This window comes from Bacillus shivajii (assembly GCF_020519665.1).
In the GTDB taxonomy this organism is placed as follows: domain Bacteria; phylum Bacillota; class Bacilli; order Bacillales; family Salisediminibacteriaceae; genus Bacillus_CA; species Bacillus_CA shivajii.
The window spans coordinates 3,488,840-3,506,658 of the sequence record NZ_CP084703.1 but is presented as its reverse complement, the minus strand read 5'-3'; the positions used below and the strand labels follow the sequence as shown (position 1 = coordinate 3,506,658).

Below are 17,819 nucleotides of genomic sequence, written 5' to 3'. Positions count from 1 at the left end.
AATAAAAAAAGGTATCCTAATGAAATGAACATAAATGATCACCGTCCCAGCCTTAGTTGCAAAGCACGGATTAGAAACGAAGGAGCATTAATTAACTATGATTCACGTAAAGAAAGCTTTAAATAACAATGTTATTATTGCTGAACATCCAGAATATGAAGAAATTATTTTGATCGGCAAAGGACTTGGCTTTGGCAAAAGGGAAGGCGATATCGTTGCCGGAGAGCGTGCGGAGAAGTTTTTTGTTCTTAAGAATACAGAGGAACAAAAGCAATATTTGAAGCTACTTGAATACGTAGATGAGTCATTTATTGAAATGATGAATGACATGATCACTGGAATCGAAGAACGGTTTGGCGTCCAGTTGAATGAGCATATTCATGTCGGCTTAACGGACCATTTATTCTTTGCCATCAAACGGATCAGAGAAGGTCTCGGTGTGAAAAATCCATTCCGTAGAGAAACGGAGCTTGCTTATCCAAAGGAATACGCGATGGCGGAAGAAATTGTTGAAACTCTCAGTGACAGACTAAACATTACGATTCCGGAAGGGGAAACAGGGTTTATTGCGCTCCACATACACAGTGCACTCACAAACCGCGCCCTAGCAGAGATTAATAAAGATACACAACTTGTCTCAGAGTTGGTTCAAGTGATTGAAGAAAACCTAAACATCACGGTCGATAAAAAGGATATGAATTACCTTCGCCTTGTCCGTCATATCCACCATACGATTGAACGTGTGCAGACCGGGAATTATATGGAAGAACAGGAAACATTAAAAAGTGTCTTGCAAGAACAATATCCTGTGTGCTACAATTTGTCTTGGAAATTGATGAAAGTCATGCAACAAAAATTAAAAAAGCCGGTCCCAGATGCTGAAGCTGTTTATCTGACGCTTCACTTACAAAGACTAATGAAAAGGTAACCATTTAAAAACTGGACCTTTTCAGAAATAAGCTACCGGCTAAAAATATAAATAAAACACCAACATACATTTTTTCCGTGTTACTGGTTATGCAGGCATGAGCGAAAAGGTTGTATAGTGTGTGGATTTCAAAGGGAATTTAACTTTTTATTCGTTAATCTCCCTTGTCTTCTGTATGCTATATTACTTTTTCTCTCATGCCTTTTTTGTTGTCATGATTTTTGTCTTTCAATGATCCGTAACTTATAAAAAATCTTAAAAAAGGAGTTGTGTCACATGTTTAAAAGACTTTTTGGACAACTGCAGCGTATTGGGAAATCACTCATGCTGCCCGTTGCGATCTTGCCGGCTGCAGGTCTATTGCTAGCTTTCGGTAACGCGATGAGAAATGATAACATGATTAACCTCATGCCGTTTTTGGAAAATGACTTTTTCACTAGTTTAGCAACAATGATGGAATCTGCTGGCGGAATTATTTTTGACAATTTAGCACTTATTTTTGCTCTTGGAGTTGCCGTTGGTTTAACGAATGGTGCAGGTGTTGCAGCATTAGCTGCACTTGTCGGTTACTTAGTTATGAACGTAACGATGGGGGTAATGGGTGGCCTTACGCTTGAACAAGTTGTAGCAGGTGAAGATCCAGCTTATGCCCTCGTACTAGGTATTCCAACACTTCAAACAGGTGTTTTTGGTGGAATTATTGTGGGTGCGCTTGCTGCATGGGCGTATAACAGATATTATACGATTGAACTTCCGGCATTCTTAGGTTTCTTTGCTGGAAAACGTTTCGTACCGATTGTTACAGCATTCTCTGCGTTCTTTATCGGGGTAGCACTATTCTTTATTTGGCCTCCGATTCAGACTGGAATGAATAACTTTTCAGAGTTCTTAATGGAAGAAGCGATGACTGTTGCCGTATTCTTCTTCGGTTTTGTAAAACGTCTATTAATTCCTTTTGGTCTCCACCATATTTTCCACGCGCCATTTTGGTTTGAATTTGGAGCATACACAAATGCTGCTGGAGACATTGTACGCGGAGATATGAATATTTTCTTCGCACAACTTCGTGACGGCGTAGAGATTACTGCTGGTCACTTTATGGCTGGGGAATTCCCGATTATGATGTTTGGTCTTCCAGCTGCAGCACTTGCGATGTATCATCAAGCCCGTCCTGAAAACAAAAAGCTTGTTGGTGGATTATTAGGTTCTGCTGCACTGACTTCGTTCTTAACAGGGATTACAGAGCCAATTGAATTCTCATTCTTGTTCTTATCACCACTGTTGTTCGTCATTCACGCATTTTTAGATGGATTGTCATTCGTTATCCTCTATCACTTGAACATTAATATGGGTTATACCTTCTCAGGTGGTGCGATCGACTTCTTCCTATTTGGAGTTGTTCCGGGTAGAGAAGCATGGTGGGTCGTTATTCTTGTAGGTCTAGTCTTTGCGGTTATTTACTACTTCCTATTTACATTTATGATTAAGAAGTTCAACCTTATGACTCCAGGTCGTGAGAAGAACGATGACGCTGTTCAAGGCAACACGGATAAAGGGAAAGCAAATACTGAGCTTCCTTACAATGTGCTTAAAGCACTTGGAGGTAAAGAAAACTTAACGCATTTAGATGCATGTATTACTCGTCTACGTGTATCTGTATCTGATATTGATCAAGTACAAAAAGACCGACTGAAAGAACTTGGTGCATCAGGCGTTATGCAAGTGGATAAAAATATTCAAGCAATTTTTGGACCTCGTTCTGAAACAATTAAATCACAGATTGAAGATATTATTGCAGGAAAAACTCCGGTACTTGAAGAAACTCCGGAAACGCCTGTATCACCGACTCCTGCTGAAGCATCTGTAGAAAGCATGGAAATTGCACTTCCTATGGCTGGTGCGGTGAAACCAATTACAGAAGTTCCAGACAAGATGTTTGCTGAAAAGATGATGGGTGACGGATTTGCCATTGATCCAACAGAAGCTGATGGGACATTAACAGTGACAGCTCCTGTAGCAGGAACAATCGTGAACTTGTTCCCAACAAAGCATGCGATCGGTCTACAAGCAAATAACGGAAAAGAAATCTTAATTCACGTTGGTATTGATACAGTTAACTTAAAAGGTAAAGGCTTCGAAGCTCTGATCGAACAAGGACAAACAGTTGAACAGGGACAGCCATTACTGGAAGTTGATTTAAATGTTGTCAAAAACGAAGCGACTTCTGCAGTAACGCCAATTGTTTTCACGAACTTAGCTGACGACGAATACATCGTCATCGAAAAAGAAGGCTCAGCAGAAGCAGGAGAAACAAACCGCGTAAAAGTCGCGAAAAAATAACGTTTACTTTGGTGCCTGGCACATGTGGAGAAATCCCCATGGTGCCAGGTGTTTTTATTTCTGAAGGTGTGATTTTATGAATAATGTCAGTAAATACACGGCTTTTTATTTTCAAATGGATACAGGTAGAATTTGTGTCGAATTCGTTAAATATTCTTTTTTTTATTGAAAAAAATGTTTTGAACGAATACCCTGAAAAAGTCTATAAGGCATTCTATGGAAAATTAATAAGGTCTCTTTATCAGAAAAGTGGTTTGGGGAGAGAGGGGGAACTTCTAGTTGAGTACTTGTAGTCTTTCAAGAAGTGACAATTCAATAGGCGTTATGTGGAAGACTGTTTCTGAATCGTGTAATCTAGCTTGCGATTATTGTTATTACAGTCGTTGTAATGGTAAGCCGAAGAAAAACGATATAATAGCTGAAGATGTATTAGAAAAATTTATACAGGAGTACATGGCTCTTTCCAATGGTGCAGTTAGTTTTGCCTGGCAAGGGGGGGAACCTTTATTAGCTGGATTCGACTTTTTTAAGAGGGTTGTATACTTGCAAGCAAAATACGCTCCAAGGAATACAATTATAGCTAATTCTATTCAAACGAATGGGACATTAATAAATAAAGAATGGGCTGCTTTTTTCAAACAATACAATTTTTTAGTAGGTATTAGTTTGGATGGTCCGAAACATATTAACGATGCTAGACGTACTACCGGCTCAGGAAAAGGAAGCTTTGAATCGGTAATGAAAGGAATTAATTATTTAAAGGAAAATAATGTTGATTTTAATATTCTGACGGTCATTCATGAGGGGAATGTATCAAAGTCAAAAGAATTAATGGATTTTTATCAACTTGAAGGGTTTAGACATATTCAATTCATCCCATGTATGGATTTTCAGTCACATGAAGTAGACAAGCCTGGTAATTATTTAATTACACCCAAACAATACGGTGATTTTCTATGTAATATATTTGATGTTTGGTACAATGATGGTCATCCGACGATTTCTATTCGTTTCTTTGATAATTTGTTAGCAAATTATTTAAATCGAGAGCCAGAGCTTTGTACTCACCGTAAAGAGTGTCCTAAGATGGTTGTATTTGAAAAGAATGGAGATGCATATCCTTGTGATTTTTTTCTACATGAAGATTTTCGGTTAGGTAATATTAAAGAAGACCGCTTTCTTGACATATTGGATAATAAAACATATGATCACTTTCTTAAAAACAAAGCATCTCTTCCTGGTGAATGTAAGAAATGTGATTTCCTACATTTGTGTTATGGAGGTTGTCCGAGAAATCGCAATGGGAGTTTAATAGTACAGGAAAGCGATGTTGATTACTTTTGTGAGAGTTATAAAAAAATTTATAGTTATGCCCATGAAAGGATGGAAATTGTTGCACGTAACTTAAAGAGAAAGTGGCTAGATGAATATAAAGAGAAGAGTGGAAAATTCCCCAACAGAAATGATATTTGCTTGTGCGGAAGTAAGTTAAAATTCAAAAAGTGTTGCGGACAATAACATGAAATATCATTTATTTTTAAATAATCTTTGCATTGGTGTGTGAAATTAATGATTTCATACACCATTTTATCATTGTTGACCATTTAAAGTTTTCAAAAGTCATTTCTTCAATATGAAAAGATGTGAAATACAAGAATATAACAAGCGGTAAAAGTATCACCCTTAACTGTAGCTTATTCCAACGATAACTATTTTAATAAAGGGTTTCGAAAGGTAGTGGGGGGCTCCTCTGGGGGAATTTCGCAAAAAGAAACATTCATTGTTGTTTGGTAAATTAGTTATACAATAAATGAATAAAAAAGAAAGTCTTAAAGTAGATACGGTGCGGTTGCTCGTTTAAACGAGTAGTTGTGTCGTTTTTTTTATTGTTTAGGAAACTATAGATTTTGGCCTTGTGGATAAGTTTTTATTTAGTTGTTACGTCTAGCTCCAGCGCCTACTCGCTCGAGGTCGCTTCGCCCCGTCATTTGAAGTCTTGAACGACTTCTTCATGCCGGGCCTCCAGCGCTTGTCGCTCGTGTACAAGGCGCATGCGCTTTTGTTCTTTCACTGAGCTTTCTTTATCCTGCTTCAACTCAACTAGTGCGTTATTTGCTTTCGGCAGAGATTAAGATCAGAAAATCATATTTACAACAAGGAGATCAAAACACTTTTAACCAAAATGGGTTAAAGTGTGGTAAACTTATGTGAAATGAGAGTGAATGAGGGATGAGGATTGGCGAAACAGAAATGTACACTTAAGGATCTTTTTTTCGTGTTTTTACGAATTGGTCCAGCGACATTTGGTGGGGGTTATGCGATGATTCCGATGATCGAGCGGGAAGTTGTCGAGAAGAAGAAGTGGCTTAATATAAATGATGTTTCTGATGTTTTTGCGATGGCTGAATCAGTCCCTGGGGCAATTGCGATTAATTCTGCGACGTTTATCGGCCATAGGATTAGAGGTATAGCCGGAGCGATTACCGCTTTGCTTGGCGTGTTAATCCCGACTTTTGGTACTGTTTTAATGTTAAGTTTATTGTATTTTTCTTTTAGAGATCATCAATTTATGGAGCTATTCTTTGAGGGGGTTCGGCCAGCGATTGTTGCTTTAATTGTTTATGCGGGCGTGAAAATATCAAAAACAGCATTGATCGATTCGTTTACAGTTGCTCTGTTTGCAGCTATTTTATTATTGCTTTTATTTTCGGGGTTACATCCAATTATCTTTATCATTATTGGTGGGGTGATCGGATATTTGAAACTAGGAAAAAAGTAAAGATAATGAGGGACGCTTATGTATTTTGAGTTATTTATGATGTTTTTTAAAATTGGTGCCGTTTCTTTCGGTGGCGGTTACGCAATGCTTCCGATCATAGAAACAGAAGTAACAAATAAAGGGTGGTTTTCAACCCAAGAGTTTACCGATATCATTGCCGTTGCTGGTATGTCCCCTGGGCCAATTGCGACAAATAGTGCAACAGTTGTCGGATATCACGTTGGCGGGGTTACTGGAGCAATAACAGCTAGTATTGCAATGACATTGCCTTCATTAATGATCATTTTATTATTGTCTTCTCTTATTTTAAAAGTGAAAAATGGGAATGCTCTAAATGCTGTATTTTATGGTTTAAGGCCAGTCGTATTAGGGTTAATTTGTTACGCGGCGATCAAGTTTGCATTAGCAAACAATTTGTTAGCCTTAAGTTTTTCATTTGCGAATTTCATGACAATCGCAATTTTTATTGTGACATTAACAGGTCTTATTAAATATAAATTACACCCAGTTCTCTTAATTATTGCATCAGGGATTATGGGTATTCTTTTATTATAAAGCGAGGTGGAAGAATGGAGAAATGTTGCTGTACCCCAATGAGGAAAAAAAACAGTGATAAAGAGGAGCTTTACCAATTTGACAATAAGCTTGCAAAAAACAATCATCCAGAAGTTCGTTTTCGAGAAATTCCTGGTGGAATAGCCTATTTAGGGACGAATACCATAGTTGGTTATGAAGCTGACATTGAAACGCCACAGTATAAAAAAGCGATTGCTTCTTATTTGATCGATCAGTATGCTGTGACAAATCGTGATTTTAAAAGGTTTATAGACGATACCGGCTATAAAACGGATGCTGAACGTTTTGGCTGGTCGTTTGTGTTTCATTTGTTTATAAGTGAAAAAGATAAGCACAATGTTTTACAAGTTGTTGAAAATACACCGTGGTGGTGTGTCGTTGAAGGAGCAACTTGGAAGCATCCGATGGGCCCAGATTCATCAATTGAAGAAATGATGGATCATCCTGTCGTTCATGTATCTTTGAATGATGCGAATGCTTATTGTGAATGGGCAGGTACGAGGTTACCAACGGAGCTTGAATGGGAGCATGCAGCTCGGGGAGGCACAATTGATACGATTCATCCATGGGGAGATGAGTTAATGATAGATGGAGAACATCAATGTAACACGTGGCAAGGAAAGTTCCCATTAACAAACACCGAAGAAGATGGTTACCTAGCTACTGCGTCTGTTGATTCTTACAAACCAAATGCGTATGGTCTATACAATATGATTGGGAATGTGTGGGAATGGTGTAGTGATAGCTTTTGCAGTGAAATTAAAGGATATAGTAAACAAGAGGATCCTGGATTTAAAGTATTAAAAGGTGGATCTTATTTGTGTCATCATTCGTATTGTAACCGTTACCGGATCGCGGCGAGAATCGGAAACACGAAAGATTCATCAACGGGGAACATCGGTTTTCGAGTAATAAAAAGGTAAGCAAAAAATTTTCAGAAAAAATCTTATATATATAGTTGACTTTTGTCTATACAAGTTGCATAATAACTTATGAAAAGGTTTTCAGAAAAGCTTTTCAAAGAAGACTTAAAACCAAAATGAACAAAATAATAAAATGCTAGCTTATTATATAAACTCTCTATTTAAGAAAAAGATTTGTACTTTTATAGATAGAGATTTTATTTTCAAAAGCTTTGAAAACCTTTTCAAAAAGAGGGATAGCAAATAATTGCTGTTTCTGCATCCTTTGTAGCTGTAAGGCTAAAAAAATAATGGGGGAATGAAACATGAAGAAGAAAGCAGGTTTAGGTTTATCGGCATTACTTAGTGCATCATTATTCTTAGCAGCTTGCGGAAATGACACAAATGAGAATGTCGGAGACGATAACGCAACAGAAGGAGATACTGGCGGTGCTGAGAAGATTACAATCTTCCAAAGTAAAGTAGAAATCTCTGAAGCTCTTGAAAGAATGGCTGAGGAATATGAAGAAGAAACAGGTGTTGAAGTAGAGATCTGGGGTACAACAGGTGACGATTACTTCCAGCAGCTACAAATTCGAATGAACAGTGACCAAGGCCCATCTATTTTCACAATTGGTCACGCATCGGAAGCAAGATTAATGGATTCTTACATTTATGATATGAGTGATGAATCTTATGTAGATAATATCGCAGAAAACATGGCGATGGAGATTGACGGTAAATTAGTTGGCGTTCCATACGGAGTTGAAGGATTCGGCTTCGTTTACAACAAAGATTTAATTGATCCAGAAGATGTGGCTAATTATGAGTCTTTCGTGAATATGTTAGCTCAATTTCAAGAAGAAGATGTTGAAGGTTTATCACTATCACAAGAAGGATACTTCCTTATTGGACATATGAGTAACTATCCATTCTCACTACAAGAAGACAACATTGCGTTTATGGAGCAGGTAACTAATGGAGAAGTAGATTTCACTGATGTAGAAGAGTTCGAGGCGTTTGGACAAATGCTTGAAGATATTCGCGAAAACACTGTAAATCCACTAGAAAAAAACTATGATTCACAAATTGGTGACTTTGCAACTGGAAGAACTGCGATGATTCACCAAGGAAACTGGGCCTACGGAATGTTCGCTGACTACGACTTAGACTTTGAAATTGGGATGCTTCCAGTTCCATTAATGGATAACGATAAGCTTGCTGTAGGTGTAGGTCAAAACTGGGCAGTAAACGCTAATAAAGGTGACGATGAAATTCAAGCGGCATTAGACTTCTTAGATTGGATGCATACGAGTGAAACAGGGCACCGTTATATTGTAGAAGAATTCGATGCAATTCCGGCGTACACAAATATCGAAGCACCTGGTTTAGACACACTATCACAAGATGTTCTTGAGTACACAAATGCAGGACAAACGATCCCTTGGTCACAAGGACACTATCCAGCTAACCTTGTTGTAAATGACTGGGTTCCAGCTGCGCAAAACTTCTTTATTGATGATTCGGTAACTGGTCAGGATGTTATTAATGAGATGTATGAATCATGGAAAAAAACTGTCGAGTAAAATGATATGATTTTTCGGAAGATAGACAAAGATATTTAACTCTTTGTTTATCTTCCAACTATTTATAGCCTATTTAAAAAATGGCACAGATAGAAAGTAGGGATGAACCTTGAAGAGTTGGAAGAATAAAGGCTGGTATATGTTATTTACACTTCCTTTAATACTAATATTTACAACAGTCGTACTTATCCCTTTTGGTATGGGGATCTTTTATTCCTTTTTTAATTGGGATGGAATAAGGGCAAACCCTATGACATTCGCAGGTTTGGATAATTATATAAGACTATTTGGTGATTCGAGATTTATAGATTCTGGAATATTAACGGTTAAATTTACAATCCTATCCTTAATTACAGTAAATGTGATCGCTTTAGGATTAGCATTACTCGTAACAACGAAGCTTAGAACAGTAAACACAGCAAGAGCAATGTTCTTCATGCCTAACTTAATTGGTGGACTGATTTTAGGTTACATCTGGCAGTTTATTTTCTCGGATGCTTTCCGTATTATGGGGCAGCTAACAGGTTTTGAGTCAATCTTCTTTAACTGGTTATTAAACCCTGATTATGCGTTATATGCGTTAGTGTTTGTATTTACATGGCAGATGGCAGGATACATGATGATTATTTACATTACTGGTTTACAAGGTATTTCTAATGAAATTATTGAAGCGTCATATATTGATGGGGCAAATTGGTGGCAAAGACTGAAGAATGTGGTTTTCCCATTATTAATGCCAGCATTTACGATTTGCTTATTCTTAACTCTTTCATTCGGATTTAAAATTTATGATGTGAACTTATCACTAACAGGCGGTGGCCCTGTAAACTCAACAGAGTTATTCGCACTTCATATTTATAATGAAATTTTCGGTTACAGTAACTATGGATATGGACAAGCGAAAGCAGTTGTATTCTTTATCTTAGTAGCCGGTATAACATTAACGCAGGTGTATATGACTAAGAAGCGGGAGGTAGAAATGTAATGAATAAAACATGGAAAGTTGCAAGAGAGGTTCTCCTCCTATTAGGAGCATTATTTTTCTTATCTCCCATCTACATTATGGTTGTCAACTCTTTCAAGACACGATCAGAGATGTACGAAAATGTTCTCGCTTTGCCAGGAGAATTCAGTTTTCAATATTATTTTGAAGCGATGGACCGCATGAATTTCTTAAATGCATTTGGAAACTCGCTTTTTATCACAGTTACGTCTGTTATTTTCATCGTTATCCTATCATCTATGACGGCGTGGATGTTAGCACGCACAGATAACACATTGAGTCGCGTCATCTTTATGGTGTTTATTGCAACGATGTTGATTCCATTCCAAACAATCATGATGCCGTTACTTCAGTTTATGGATCAAATTATGAAAGTAACAGGAATCCCAATGTTGAATACACACGGTGGATTAATTTTCATGCACATCGGATTTAATGCAAGTTTGGCAATTTTCTTATACCATGGTTTCGTAAAATCGATTCCACTTTCTCTTGAAGAAGCTGCAACCATTGATGGATGTACAAAACTTGGGCTTTTCTGGAGAATTGTTTTCCCAATGTTAAAGCCAATTACAGTAACAGTTATGATCTTAAATGTTATTCAAATTTGGAATGACTTCCTATTACCATCTCTTGTATTAACAAGTACAGATTTAAGAACGATTCCATTAACGACATTCTATTTCTTTGGACAATTTAACATTCAGTGGAACATGGCAATGGCTGGATTAACGTTAACCGTTATCCCTGTAGTGATCTTTTATATCTTTGCTCAGCGATTCATTATTAAAGGAATTGGTGAAGGTGCAGTTAAATAATGAGCAGAGGTTGAAGTATAAAAATAATGAACGAAAGACTTAATTGGGGGAAAGGATATGCAACCTAGATCTGGCTTTATGGGTGGAATTCATATTATAGCAGATTGGATTATGAAGCTTAGCATTGTAAACCTTTTATGGTTTATTGTGAACTTACCGATTCTTGTGATTGTTTTCTTTATGATTATAAGCCCAAGTATTAGCGCTATGGTTATGTTCGGGATTCCCTTAATCCTTTCTCTACTTCTGCTCTTTTATCCAAGTACGATTGCAGTGTTCGCTATTGCAAGAAATTGGGTAATGAAAAAAGAACAAGTTTCACTTTGGAAATCATTTTGGAAAAACTTTAAGGTTAATTATAAAGGTGCATTTAAAGTAGGTTTCGTTTTAACAACTTTGTGGGCCGTTTGGGTAGTTGACCTATACTACTTTAATCAACAACACGAAATATTTACAGTTATCTTTACAATAATCGGTATTTTACTTTTTGTTTATACGATGATTTTCTTCTCTATTCATGTACATTACGATATGGGAAAGAAAGCGCAATTGAAAAATGCCTTTTTTGTTACACTCGGTAGCCCGTTATTAACATTAATGATTTTATTTTCACATTTATTAATTGCTTACATGAGCATGAGGTTTTGGTTTGTCGTCGTATTCTTTACAATGTCTGTTAGTGCAGTTGTAACGTTTTACTTTTTTTATCGCTTCACATTAAAAGTTAAAGAAAAGGCAGAACAATAATCACTTCTAAAAAAATAAGTTTGAAAGTTACGATCAATTTAGATTCGTTCACATATGATTTAATTGATTTGCAAAAGGGGAGAGTTGGATGGCAAATAAGAAGCAGCCAAATATCGTTTATATCATTACTCATGATACTGGCACACATTTAGGGTGTTACGGAAAGAAAGTTCAAACACCTGCAGTTGATGAACTTGCAGAGGAGGGAGTAAGGTTTGATCAATACTTCTGCTCCCAACCGCAATGTAGTCCAAGTCGTGGTAGTATTTTAACAGGAAAATATAGTCATAATCACGGAATGATGGGTCTTGGCCACCTTGGGTTTAGCATGACAGAAGACAATAATACATTACCTGGAGAACTAAGTAAGTTAGGTTATGAAACTCATCTATTTGGTTTCTTCCATGAAGCGATGGAAGGGGAACTCGATGCCTATCGTTTGGGCTACGAGCATCATTATAAAGTGCCGGGGAACCCAGCTAAAGAAGTAACAGATAAGTTTATTGATTTTTTAGAGAATGAATTAGATGAAAAAAGGGATGAAAAACCATTATTCCTTTCTTTAGGCTTTGAAGAGACACACCGACCTTTTGACGCGTTTGAACCAGATGAAGATGAATATGTTGATATCCCACCGTATTTACCAGACACTCCTGAAGTACGCGGAGATATTGCACGATTCCAGGGGTCTGTAAAAGAAATGGATAAAGCGATTAAACGTATTACTGATGCAATTGAACATTACGGATTACAAGAAGATACGATTGTCGTGTTTACGACTGATCACGGTATTGCCTTCCCAAGAGCAAAAGGGACATTAAAGGATTCCGGCCTTGAAACGGCATTGATAATGAAGTTCCCGAAAGGCCATGAAGCTACAAAAAGAGGAGTAGCTACTGAACTATTATGTAATGTCGACTTAATGCCTACATTACTTGAAATGGTTGGTGGCGAGGCACCAGAAGATATTGATGGACGCAGTTTCTATCCACTCTTGCAAGAGAAGGAAGAGTATGTTGAGCGTGAAAATTTCTTTTGTGAATTAACATGGCATGATAAGTATCACCCTATGCGAGGCGTTCGGACGAACAAATATAAATATATTCGTAATTTTGAAGAAGGCCCGGCTGTCTATTTACCTCATGACTTACATGCAAGTCCTTCTGGAGAAATAGTCAGAGATAAGTATTATGTTCCGAATACAGAAGAAGAATTATATGATCTAGAAAAAGATCCTATTGAAGAAGTAAATGTCGCAGATCAGCCAGAATACAAAGATGTGTTAGAAAAATTGCGACAAGAAGTTATCAATTGGATGGAAGAAACAGATGACCCTTTATTGAAAGGACCGATCGAAGGTCAAGTTGCGCCTGAGTGGGACGAGGAAATTAAAGCTGGGCGTGCTTATAACAGCAAGAAGTAAAGGAGAAAAGAACTGTTTCAAGTTAACGTGGAACAGTTCTTTTTTAAGACGTAAATTCACGATAAGAGGTGTTGGCAGATGGTTTGGAGTATTAAGGATACAGAGATAAAGGAAAACGACCTAACGCTAAAAGAAACATTATTCTTTTTAGGAAACGGTTATTTAGGTGTGAGAGGAAACTTTGAAGAAGGATATACTGAAGATTTGAAATCTATTCGAGGCACATACATTAATGCCTTTCACGATCGGACAGATATCGAATATGGAGAAAAGTTACACGGGTTTCCTGATCAACAAGAAAAACTATTAAACATAATTGATGCACAAACAGTGAAAATTATGATCAATGGTGAACAATTTTCATTGTTTGATGGAGAAGTTCTAGATTATAAACGAGTACTCTTTTTCGACAAAGGTTATGTTGAGAGGTCTGTTCATTGGCGTTCTAACAAAAGTGATGAAGTGAAAGTTACATTTAAAAGAATCGTCTCCTTTGTGACGAAAGAGTTATTTGCCTTACATGTAACAGTTGAGCCAATGAATAAGAAAATGGACATTCAAATTGTTTCAAATGTAAACGGTAACGTGACGAACTATGTTGACAAGAATGATCCACGAATTGCATCTGGTCATGCAAAACGTTTAAATGTACTCAATTCAGTATTCGAAAATGGCCGTTCAAATGTCGTTGATGAAACGTACGAAACAAAGTATAAAGTCGCAGCTGCTTCGAAAACGAACGTAACTGGCAGTTCATTTGAACATGATATTCAAGAAAGTCAAGAAGCAGGAATTACAGAAACGTACAGCTTTGAAACAAGTGAACCTATAGAGTTTCAAAAGTTTACGATTTTCACAGATACCATTAGACATGGAGAAAGCCTTGTAGAAGCAGGTAATGAGCTGCTTGATGAAGTATTTGTATCAAACTTTGACCAACTCCTTGATAAGCAAAGCGAATATCTTGATCAGTTCTGGAAAATTTCTGATATTGAAATTGAAGGTGACAAAGAGCTTCAAGAAGGAATCCGTTTTAATTTATACCACCTATTACAATCCGTAGGAAAAGACGAAAAGAGTAATATTGCAGCAAAGGGCTTGTCTGGTGAAGGATATGAAGGACATTATTTCTGGGATACAGAAATTTATATGTTCCCAGTGTTCCTCATGACAAATCCAAAGATTGCGAAAAACTTATTGCTAAACCGTTACGGGATTTTAGAATCTGCAAAAGAGCGTGCGAAAGAAGTAGGTCATACAAAAGGGGCGTTATTCCCATGGCGAACGATTAATGGAGGAGAAAGCTCGGCATTCTTCCCAGCTGGTACTGCACAATATCATATTAGCGCAGATATTGCTTACAGCTTTATTCAATATTATCAAGTGACAAAAGATGATGATTTCTTTAAAAATTACAGTGCAGAACTGCTATTTGAGACGGCACGTTTATGGATGGATACGGGGCACTTCCATGAAGGGAAGTTCCGCATTGATGACGTAACAGGTCCAGACGAGTATACTTGTATTGTAAACAATAACTATTATACGAATGCAATGGCAAAATATAATTTAGAGTGGGCTGTAAAAGCATATGCGGCTTTTCAAGAAGATCAAGCCTTCTATGAAAAAGTTCTAGAAAAAACTGCACTTAGCCCTGAAGAAGTGACTGAGTGGCAAGAAGCAGCTGAGAAGATGTATTTGCCATATGATAAAGAACTTAAAATCAATGCCCAAGATGATACGTTCCTTCAAAAGAAGAAATGGGATTTAGATAATACGCCAGAAGAACAGTTCCCATTATTATTAAATTATCATCCATTAACATTATATCGATATCAAGTTTGTAAGCAGGCAGATACGGTTTTAGCACATTTCTTGTTAGATGATATTGAAGACATTGATGTGATGAAACGTTCTTACGACTACTATGAGAAAGTGACAACACACGATTCCTCTCTTTCTTATTGCGTATTCAGTGTCATGGCATCAAAGTTTGGTTATCAAGAAAAGGCATATGACTATTTTAATAAAACGGCACGATTAGATATCGATAATATTCATAAAAACACGAAAGACGGCCTGCATATGGCAAACATGGGTGGAACATGGCTTGCTATCGTTTATGGTTTTGCAGGACTACGCATTAAAAACGGCGAACTACATTTAAAACCTCAGCTACCTGAAAAATGGGAGAAATTATCATTCAAACTTGTCTTCCGAGGGTCGCTGCTTAAAATCGAAATGTCTCAAGGTGGTGTCACTTATTCTCTTGAAGAAGGGGAAGAGCTAGAACTTTTCCACCGTGGAGAAAAGCTCGTTTTGAATGGAGCCAAAGCTATTTATAAATAATATAACGTGAAGAAGTGATCGATATGACCCCAACAATTAAAGATGTAGCCAAAAGGGCTGGTGTTTCGGTAAGTACAGTTTCACGAGTAATGAATTCACCTGACTCTGTTAAAGAAGAGAAACGAAAAAAAGTTCAAGCTGCTATTCAGGAATTAAATTATTCACCGAATGCATTGGCAAGAGGATTAATCTATAAAAAGACACAAACAATCGGTGCACTGATTCCTGATATCTCCAATTCCTATGTGTCAGAAGTTATTTTAGGCATGGAGAATGCGGCTAATCGATTAGATCTCAATTTAATGTTATGTAATACCGATCGAAATGAAGAGCGAGCATTAAACTATTTAAAAGCCTTAAAAGAAAAACAAGCTGATGGTGTAATTATAACGAGTGAAGCGCTAACCGACGCTTATTATGATTTTTGTAAAACTGCGAATCTACCTATTGTTTTAGCATCTACAGAAAGTCAGATGCACGATATTCCAACCGTGAGAATAAACGATGTACGAGCAGGCTATGATGCAGCGTCATATTTGATCAGCAAAAATCATCGATTGATTGGGATGATTAGTGGCCCGTTAGATGATCCTATAGCGGGATATACAAGGCACCAAGGGTTTCGTAAAAGGTTAAATGAAGAGAAGTTACCGAGCGATGCGATTGAATTTGGTGATTTCCGATTTGAAGATGGCTATGAAGCGATGGAGCGCTTTTATAAAAAACATCCCCAAATAACTGCTGTTTTTACAGCAAGTGATGAGATGGCAGTAGGTGCAATTACGTACTTGCATGAAAGAGGCATTAAAGTTCCAGAGCAAATTTCAGTTTTAGGCTTTGATAATACGAAAGTAGGCCGGATGTTCATTCCGAAGCTAACGACGGTCGCACAACCAATGTATGATATTGGTGATCAAGCTGTTGTTAAACTTAATACGATTTTGAATGGAATGAAATTGAAGGATACAAAAAGTTACTTACCGCATGAAATTATAGAAAGGGAATCTGTGAGAACGCTCAATGTTTAAATAGATTTTATAGAACTAAGCCCTGGTAGAATCGGGGCTGTTCTTTCTTCGAAAGTAAATGCGCTTTTTTAAAAAGGGCGTATATGAAAAGATATAACTATTGTAAGTGAGTAAATAAATAGCAGTTGAAGTTAATATCCAAGAGCAGGTGAATCACATGCTAAAACACTTTCTAGAAGATGTTCAAATAAAAAACAAATTAAAAAAGCAAATATACTTTTATATCCAAACGCATGGAGAAACGTCGAAGAATGAGTTAAAAAAGCATTTTAATGTTCCTCAATCGACACTTTCAAGAATGTTGGATTCTTTAGAGCAAGAGCAACTAATCTTCATGTCCGGTCAAGGAACAGCAAGCGGGGGACGACCGCCGATGTTATATCGTGTTTCACCTACTGCTGGATATTACTTTGGTGTGGACCTTTCAAGGACACATGTAACAACTGTTTTGTTAAATGCGAACTTTAATGTTTTAGCAGAAGCTACCTTTAAGCTAGATAAAACGTATACACCTACAAAAACAATCGGACAGATCATTGAACAAATTGAGAAATTTAAAAATCAATATATCGGTAACCAAGAATTAATCATCGGGATGGGCATTGGATCGGTCGGGCCTATTGATCGCGAAAAAGGAGTAATTCTTTCTCCAGAAAGCTTTCAAGCAAATGGATGGGAAAATGTAGAGATTTCTTCGTTGTTATTTGACGCATTAAAAATCCCTACTTACTTATCTAATGGTGTAGACACAGCTGGACTTGCTGAATACCACTTAGGCTCTTACCATAATGAGAAATTATTATATATGATCAGTGGTTATGGAATAAGAGGCGCGAAGATCGAAAATGGAATATCAAGTAATATCAATCCTGGTGATGCAAGTGCTTGGGGACATATGATGATCGAAAAAAACGGGAAATTATGTGTCTGCGGCAACCGTGGTTGTTTAATGGCATATTCATCGTTCAGTGCAATGATCGATGAAGTTCACCAAGTATTTCCAGGGATGAATGTTAACGATGCAGATGACCTCGTTCCTAAAGTCAATAGTGGCAATGGAGAGATACGAAGAATTGTTCATCGCGCTGCAGAATATTACGGACATGGTGTAGCTAATATGGTAAATATTTTACATCCGGATGCGGTCATTTTGCACGGGAAGCTTATTTATGAGTGTGACAGTTACTTTGAAAAAGTGAAAGAAACAATTGAACAATCGAGATACCAGAAAGAAAAGTCATTAATGATAAAAAGGGGGGACCTTGGTGACCGAGCAACGGCTGTTGGGGCTGGCATTGAGGTGCTTTATCGTCTCGTGAAGTTTAGTTAAAAGAAATGAG

14 protein-coding genes are annotated in these 17,819 nt (G+C 37.3%); all 14 read left to right on the top strand.

What is annotated here, in order from left to right; translation table 11 throughout:
• Nucleotides 1-97: 97 nt before the first annotated feature.
• The 14 genes from glcT to LGQ02_RS16805 all read left to right on the top strand — a co-directional run bounded on the left by glcT (nucleotide 98) and on the right by LGQ02_RS16805 (nucleotide 17,809).
• The gene (gene glcT, locus LGQ02_RS16870; RefSeq protein ID WP_226515501.1) at nucleotides 98-928 is read left to right on the top strand and encodes a glucose PTS transporter transcription antiterminator GlcT; all 831 of its coding nucleotides are present in this window, start codon (nucleotides 98-100) and stop codon (nucleotides 926-928) included.
• Nucleotides 929-1,204: 276 nt separating this feature from the next.
• A complete protein-coding gene (gene ptsG / locus LGQ02_RS16865) occupies nucleotides 1,205-3,268 on the top strand; it encodes a glucose-specific PTS transporter subunit IIBC (protein WP_226515500.1) in 2,064 nt (687 codons plus the stop codon).
• Between the two features lie 279 nt (nucleotides 3,269-3,547).
• On the top strand, nucleotides 3,548-4,786 hold the full coding sequence (locus LGQ02_RS16860) for an anaerobic sulfatase maturase (protein ID WP_226515499.1): 1,239 nt from the start codon (nucleotides 3,548-3,550) through the stop codon (nucleotides 4,784-4,786).
• A gap of 718 nt (nucleotides 4,787-5,504) precedes the next feature.
• Complete coding sequence (locus LGQ02_RS16855; RefSeq protein WP_226515498.1) at nucleotides 5,505-6,047, top strand: chromate transporter; 543 nt, start codon at nucleotides 5,505-5,507, stop codon at nucleotides 6,045-6,047.
• 18 nt (nucleotides 6,048-6,065) lie between these two features.
• A complete protein-coding gene (locus LGQ02_RS16850) occupies nucleotides 6,066-6,602 on the top strand; it encodes a chromate transporter (protein ID WP_226515497.1) in 537 nt (178 codons plus the stop codon).
• Between the two features lie 14 nt (nucleotides 6,603-6,616).
• The gene (locus LGQ02_RS16845; protein WP_226515496.1) at nucleotides 6,617-7,546 is read left to right on the top strand and encodes a formylglycine-generating enzyme family protein; all 930 of its coding nucleotides are present in this window, start codon (nucleotides 6,617-6,619) and stop codon (nucleotides 7,544-7,546) included.
• Nucleotides 7,547-7,851: 305 nt separating this feature from the next.
• Entirely contained in the window at nucleotides 7,852-9,111 is a 1,260-nt protein-coding gene (locus LGQ02_RS16840) for a sugar ABC transporter substrate-binding protein (protein WP_226515495.1), read from the top strand.
• Between the two features lie 139 nt (nucleotides 9,112-9,250).
• Nucleotides 9,251-10,096, top strand: a complete 846-nt coding sequence (locus LGQ02_RS16835; RefSeq protein ID WP_404802433.1) for a carbohydrate ABC transporter permease — start codon at nucleotides 9,251-9,253, stop codon at nucleotides 10,094-10,096.
• The gene (locus tag LGQ02_RS16830; protein ID WP_226515493.1) at nucleotides 10,096-10,932 is read left to right on the top strand and encodes a carbohydrate ABC transporter permease; all 837 of its coding nucleotides are present in this window, start codon (nucleotides 10,096-10,098) and stop codon (nucleotides 10,930-10,932) included. The genes LGQ02_RS16835 and LGQ02_RS16830 overlap by 1 nt, the downstream gene beginning before the upstream one ends.
• Before the next feature lie 57 nt (nucleotides 10,933-10,989).
• On the top strand, nucleotides 10,990-11,679 hold the full coding sequence (locus tag LGQ02_RS16825) for a YesL family protein (RefSeq protein ID WP_226515492.1): 690 nt from the start codon (nucleotides 10,990-10,992) through the stop codon (nucleotides 11,677-11,679).
• An 88-nt stretch (nucleotides 11,680-11,767) separates the two neighbouring features.
• Nucleotides 11,768-13,102, top strand: a complete 1,335-nt coding sequence (locus tag LGQ02_RS16820; RefSeq protein WP_226515491.1) for a sulfatase family protein — start codon at nucleotides 11,768-11,770, stop codon at nucleotides 13,100-13,102.
• Between the two features lie 78 nt (nucleotides 13,103-13,180).
• Nucleotides 13,181-15,451, top strand: a complete 2,271-nt coding sequence (locus LGQ02_RS16815; RefSeq protein WP_226515490.1) for a glycoside hydrolase family 65 protein — start codon at nucleotides 13,181-13,183, stop codon at nucleotides 15,449-15,451.
• Between the two features lie 23 nt (nucleotides 15,452-15,474).
• Nucleotides 15,475-16,479 carry a LacI family DNA-binding transcriptional regulator gene (locus LGQ02_RS16810; RefSeq protein WP_226515489.1) on the top strand — a complete coding sequence of 335 codons (1,005 nt, stop codon included), beginning with the start codon at nucleotides 15,475-15,477 and terminating at the stop codon, nucleotides 16,477-16,479.
• A gap of 157 nt (nucleotides 16,480-16,636) precedes the next feature.
• Nucleotides 16,637-17,809 carry an ROK family protein gene (locus LGQ02_RS16805; RefSeq protein ID WP_226515488.1) on the top strand — a complete coding sequence of 391 codons (1,173 nt, stop codon included), beginning with the start codon at nucleotides 16,637-16,639 and terminating at the stop codon, nucleotides 17,807-17,809.
• The last annotated feature ends 10 nt before the right edge of the window (nucleotides 17,810-17,819 follow it).

What these genes read in the sequence shown, in the direction of transcription:
- LGQ02_RS16830 (WP_226515493.1), top strand. Translation starts at nt 10,096, where the DNA reads ATGAATAAAACATGGAAAGTTGCAAGAGAGGTTCTCCTCCTATTAGGA.
- LGQ02_RS16820 (WP_226515491.1), top strand. Translation starts at nt 11,768, where the DNA reads ATGGCAAATAAGAAGCAGCCAAATATCGTTTATATCATTACTCATGAT.
- LGQ02_RS16815 (WP_226515490.1), top strand. Translation starts at nt 13,181, where the DNA reads ATGGTTTGGAGTATTAAGGATACAGAGATAAAGGAAAACGACCTAACG.
- LGQ02_RS16810 (WP_226515489.1), top strand. Translation starts at nt 15,475, where the DNA reads ATGACCCCAACAATTAAAGATGTAGCCAAAAGGGCTGGTGTTTCGGTA.
- glcT (WP_226515501.1), top strand. Translation starts at nt 98, where the DNA reads ATGATTCACGTAAAGAAAGCTTTAAATAACAATGTTATTATTGCTGAA.
- LGQ02_RS16825 (WP_226515492.1), top strand. Translation starts at nt 10,990, where the DNA reads ATGCAACCTAGATCTGGCTTTATGGGTGGAATTCATATTATAGCAGAT.
- LGQ02_RS16850 (WP_226515497.1), top strand. Translation starts at nt 6,066, where the DNA reads ATGTATTTTGAGTTATTTATGATGTTTTTTAAAATTGGTGCCGTTTCT.
- LGQ02_RS16805 (WP_226515488.1), top strand. Translation starts at nt 16,637, where the DNA reads ATGCTAAAACACTTTCTAGAAGATGTTCAAATAAAAAACAAATTAAAA.
- LGQ02_RS16835 (WP_404802433.1), top strand. Translation starts at nt 9,251, where the DNA reads ATGTTATTTACACTTCCTTTAATACTAATATTTACAACAGTCGTACTT.
- ptsG (WP_226515500.1), top strand. Translation starts at nt 1,205, where the DNA reads ATGTTTAAAAGACTTTTTGGACAACTGCAGCGTATTGGGAAATCACTC.
- LGQ02_RS16840 (WP_226515495.1), top strand. Translation starts at nt 7,852, where the DNA reads ATGAAGAAGAAAGCAGGTTTAGGTTTATCGGCATTACTTAGTGCATCA.
- LGQ02_RS16845 (WP_226515496.1), top strand. Translation starts at nt 6,617, where the DNA reads ATGGAGAAATGTTGCTGTACCCCAATGAGGAAAAAAAACAGTGATAAA.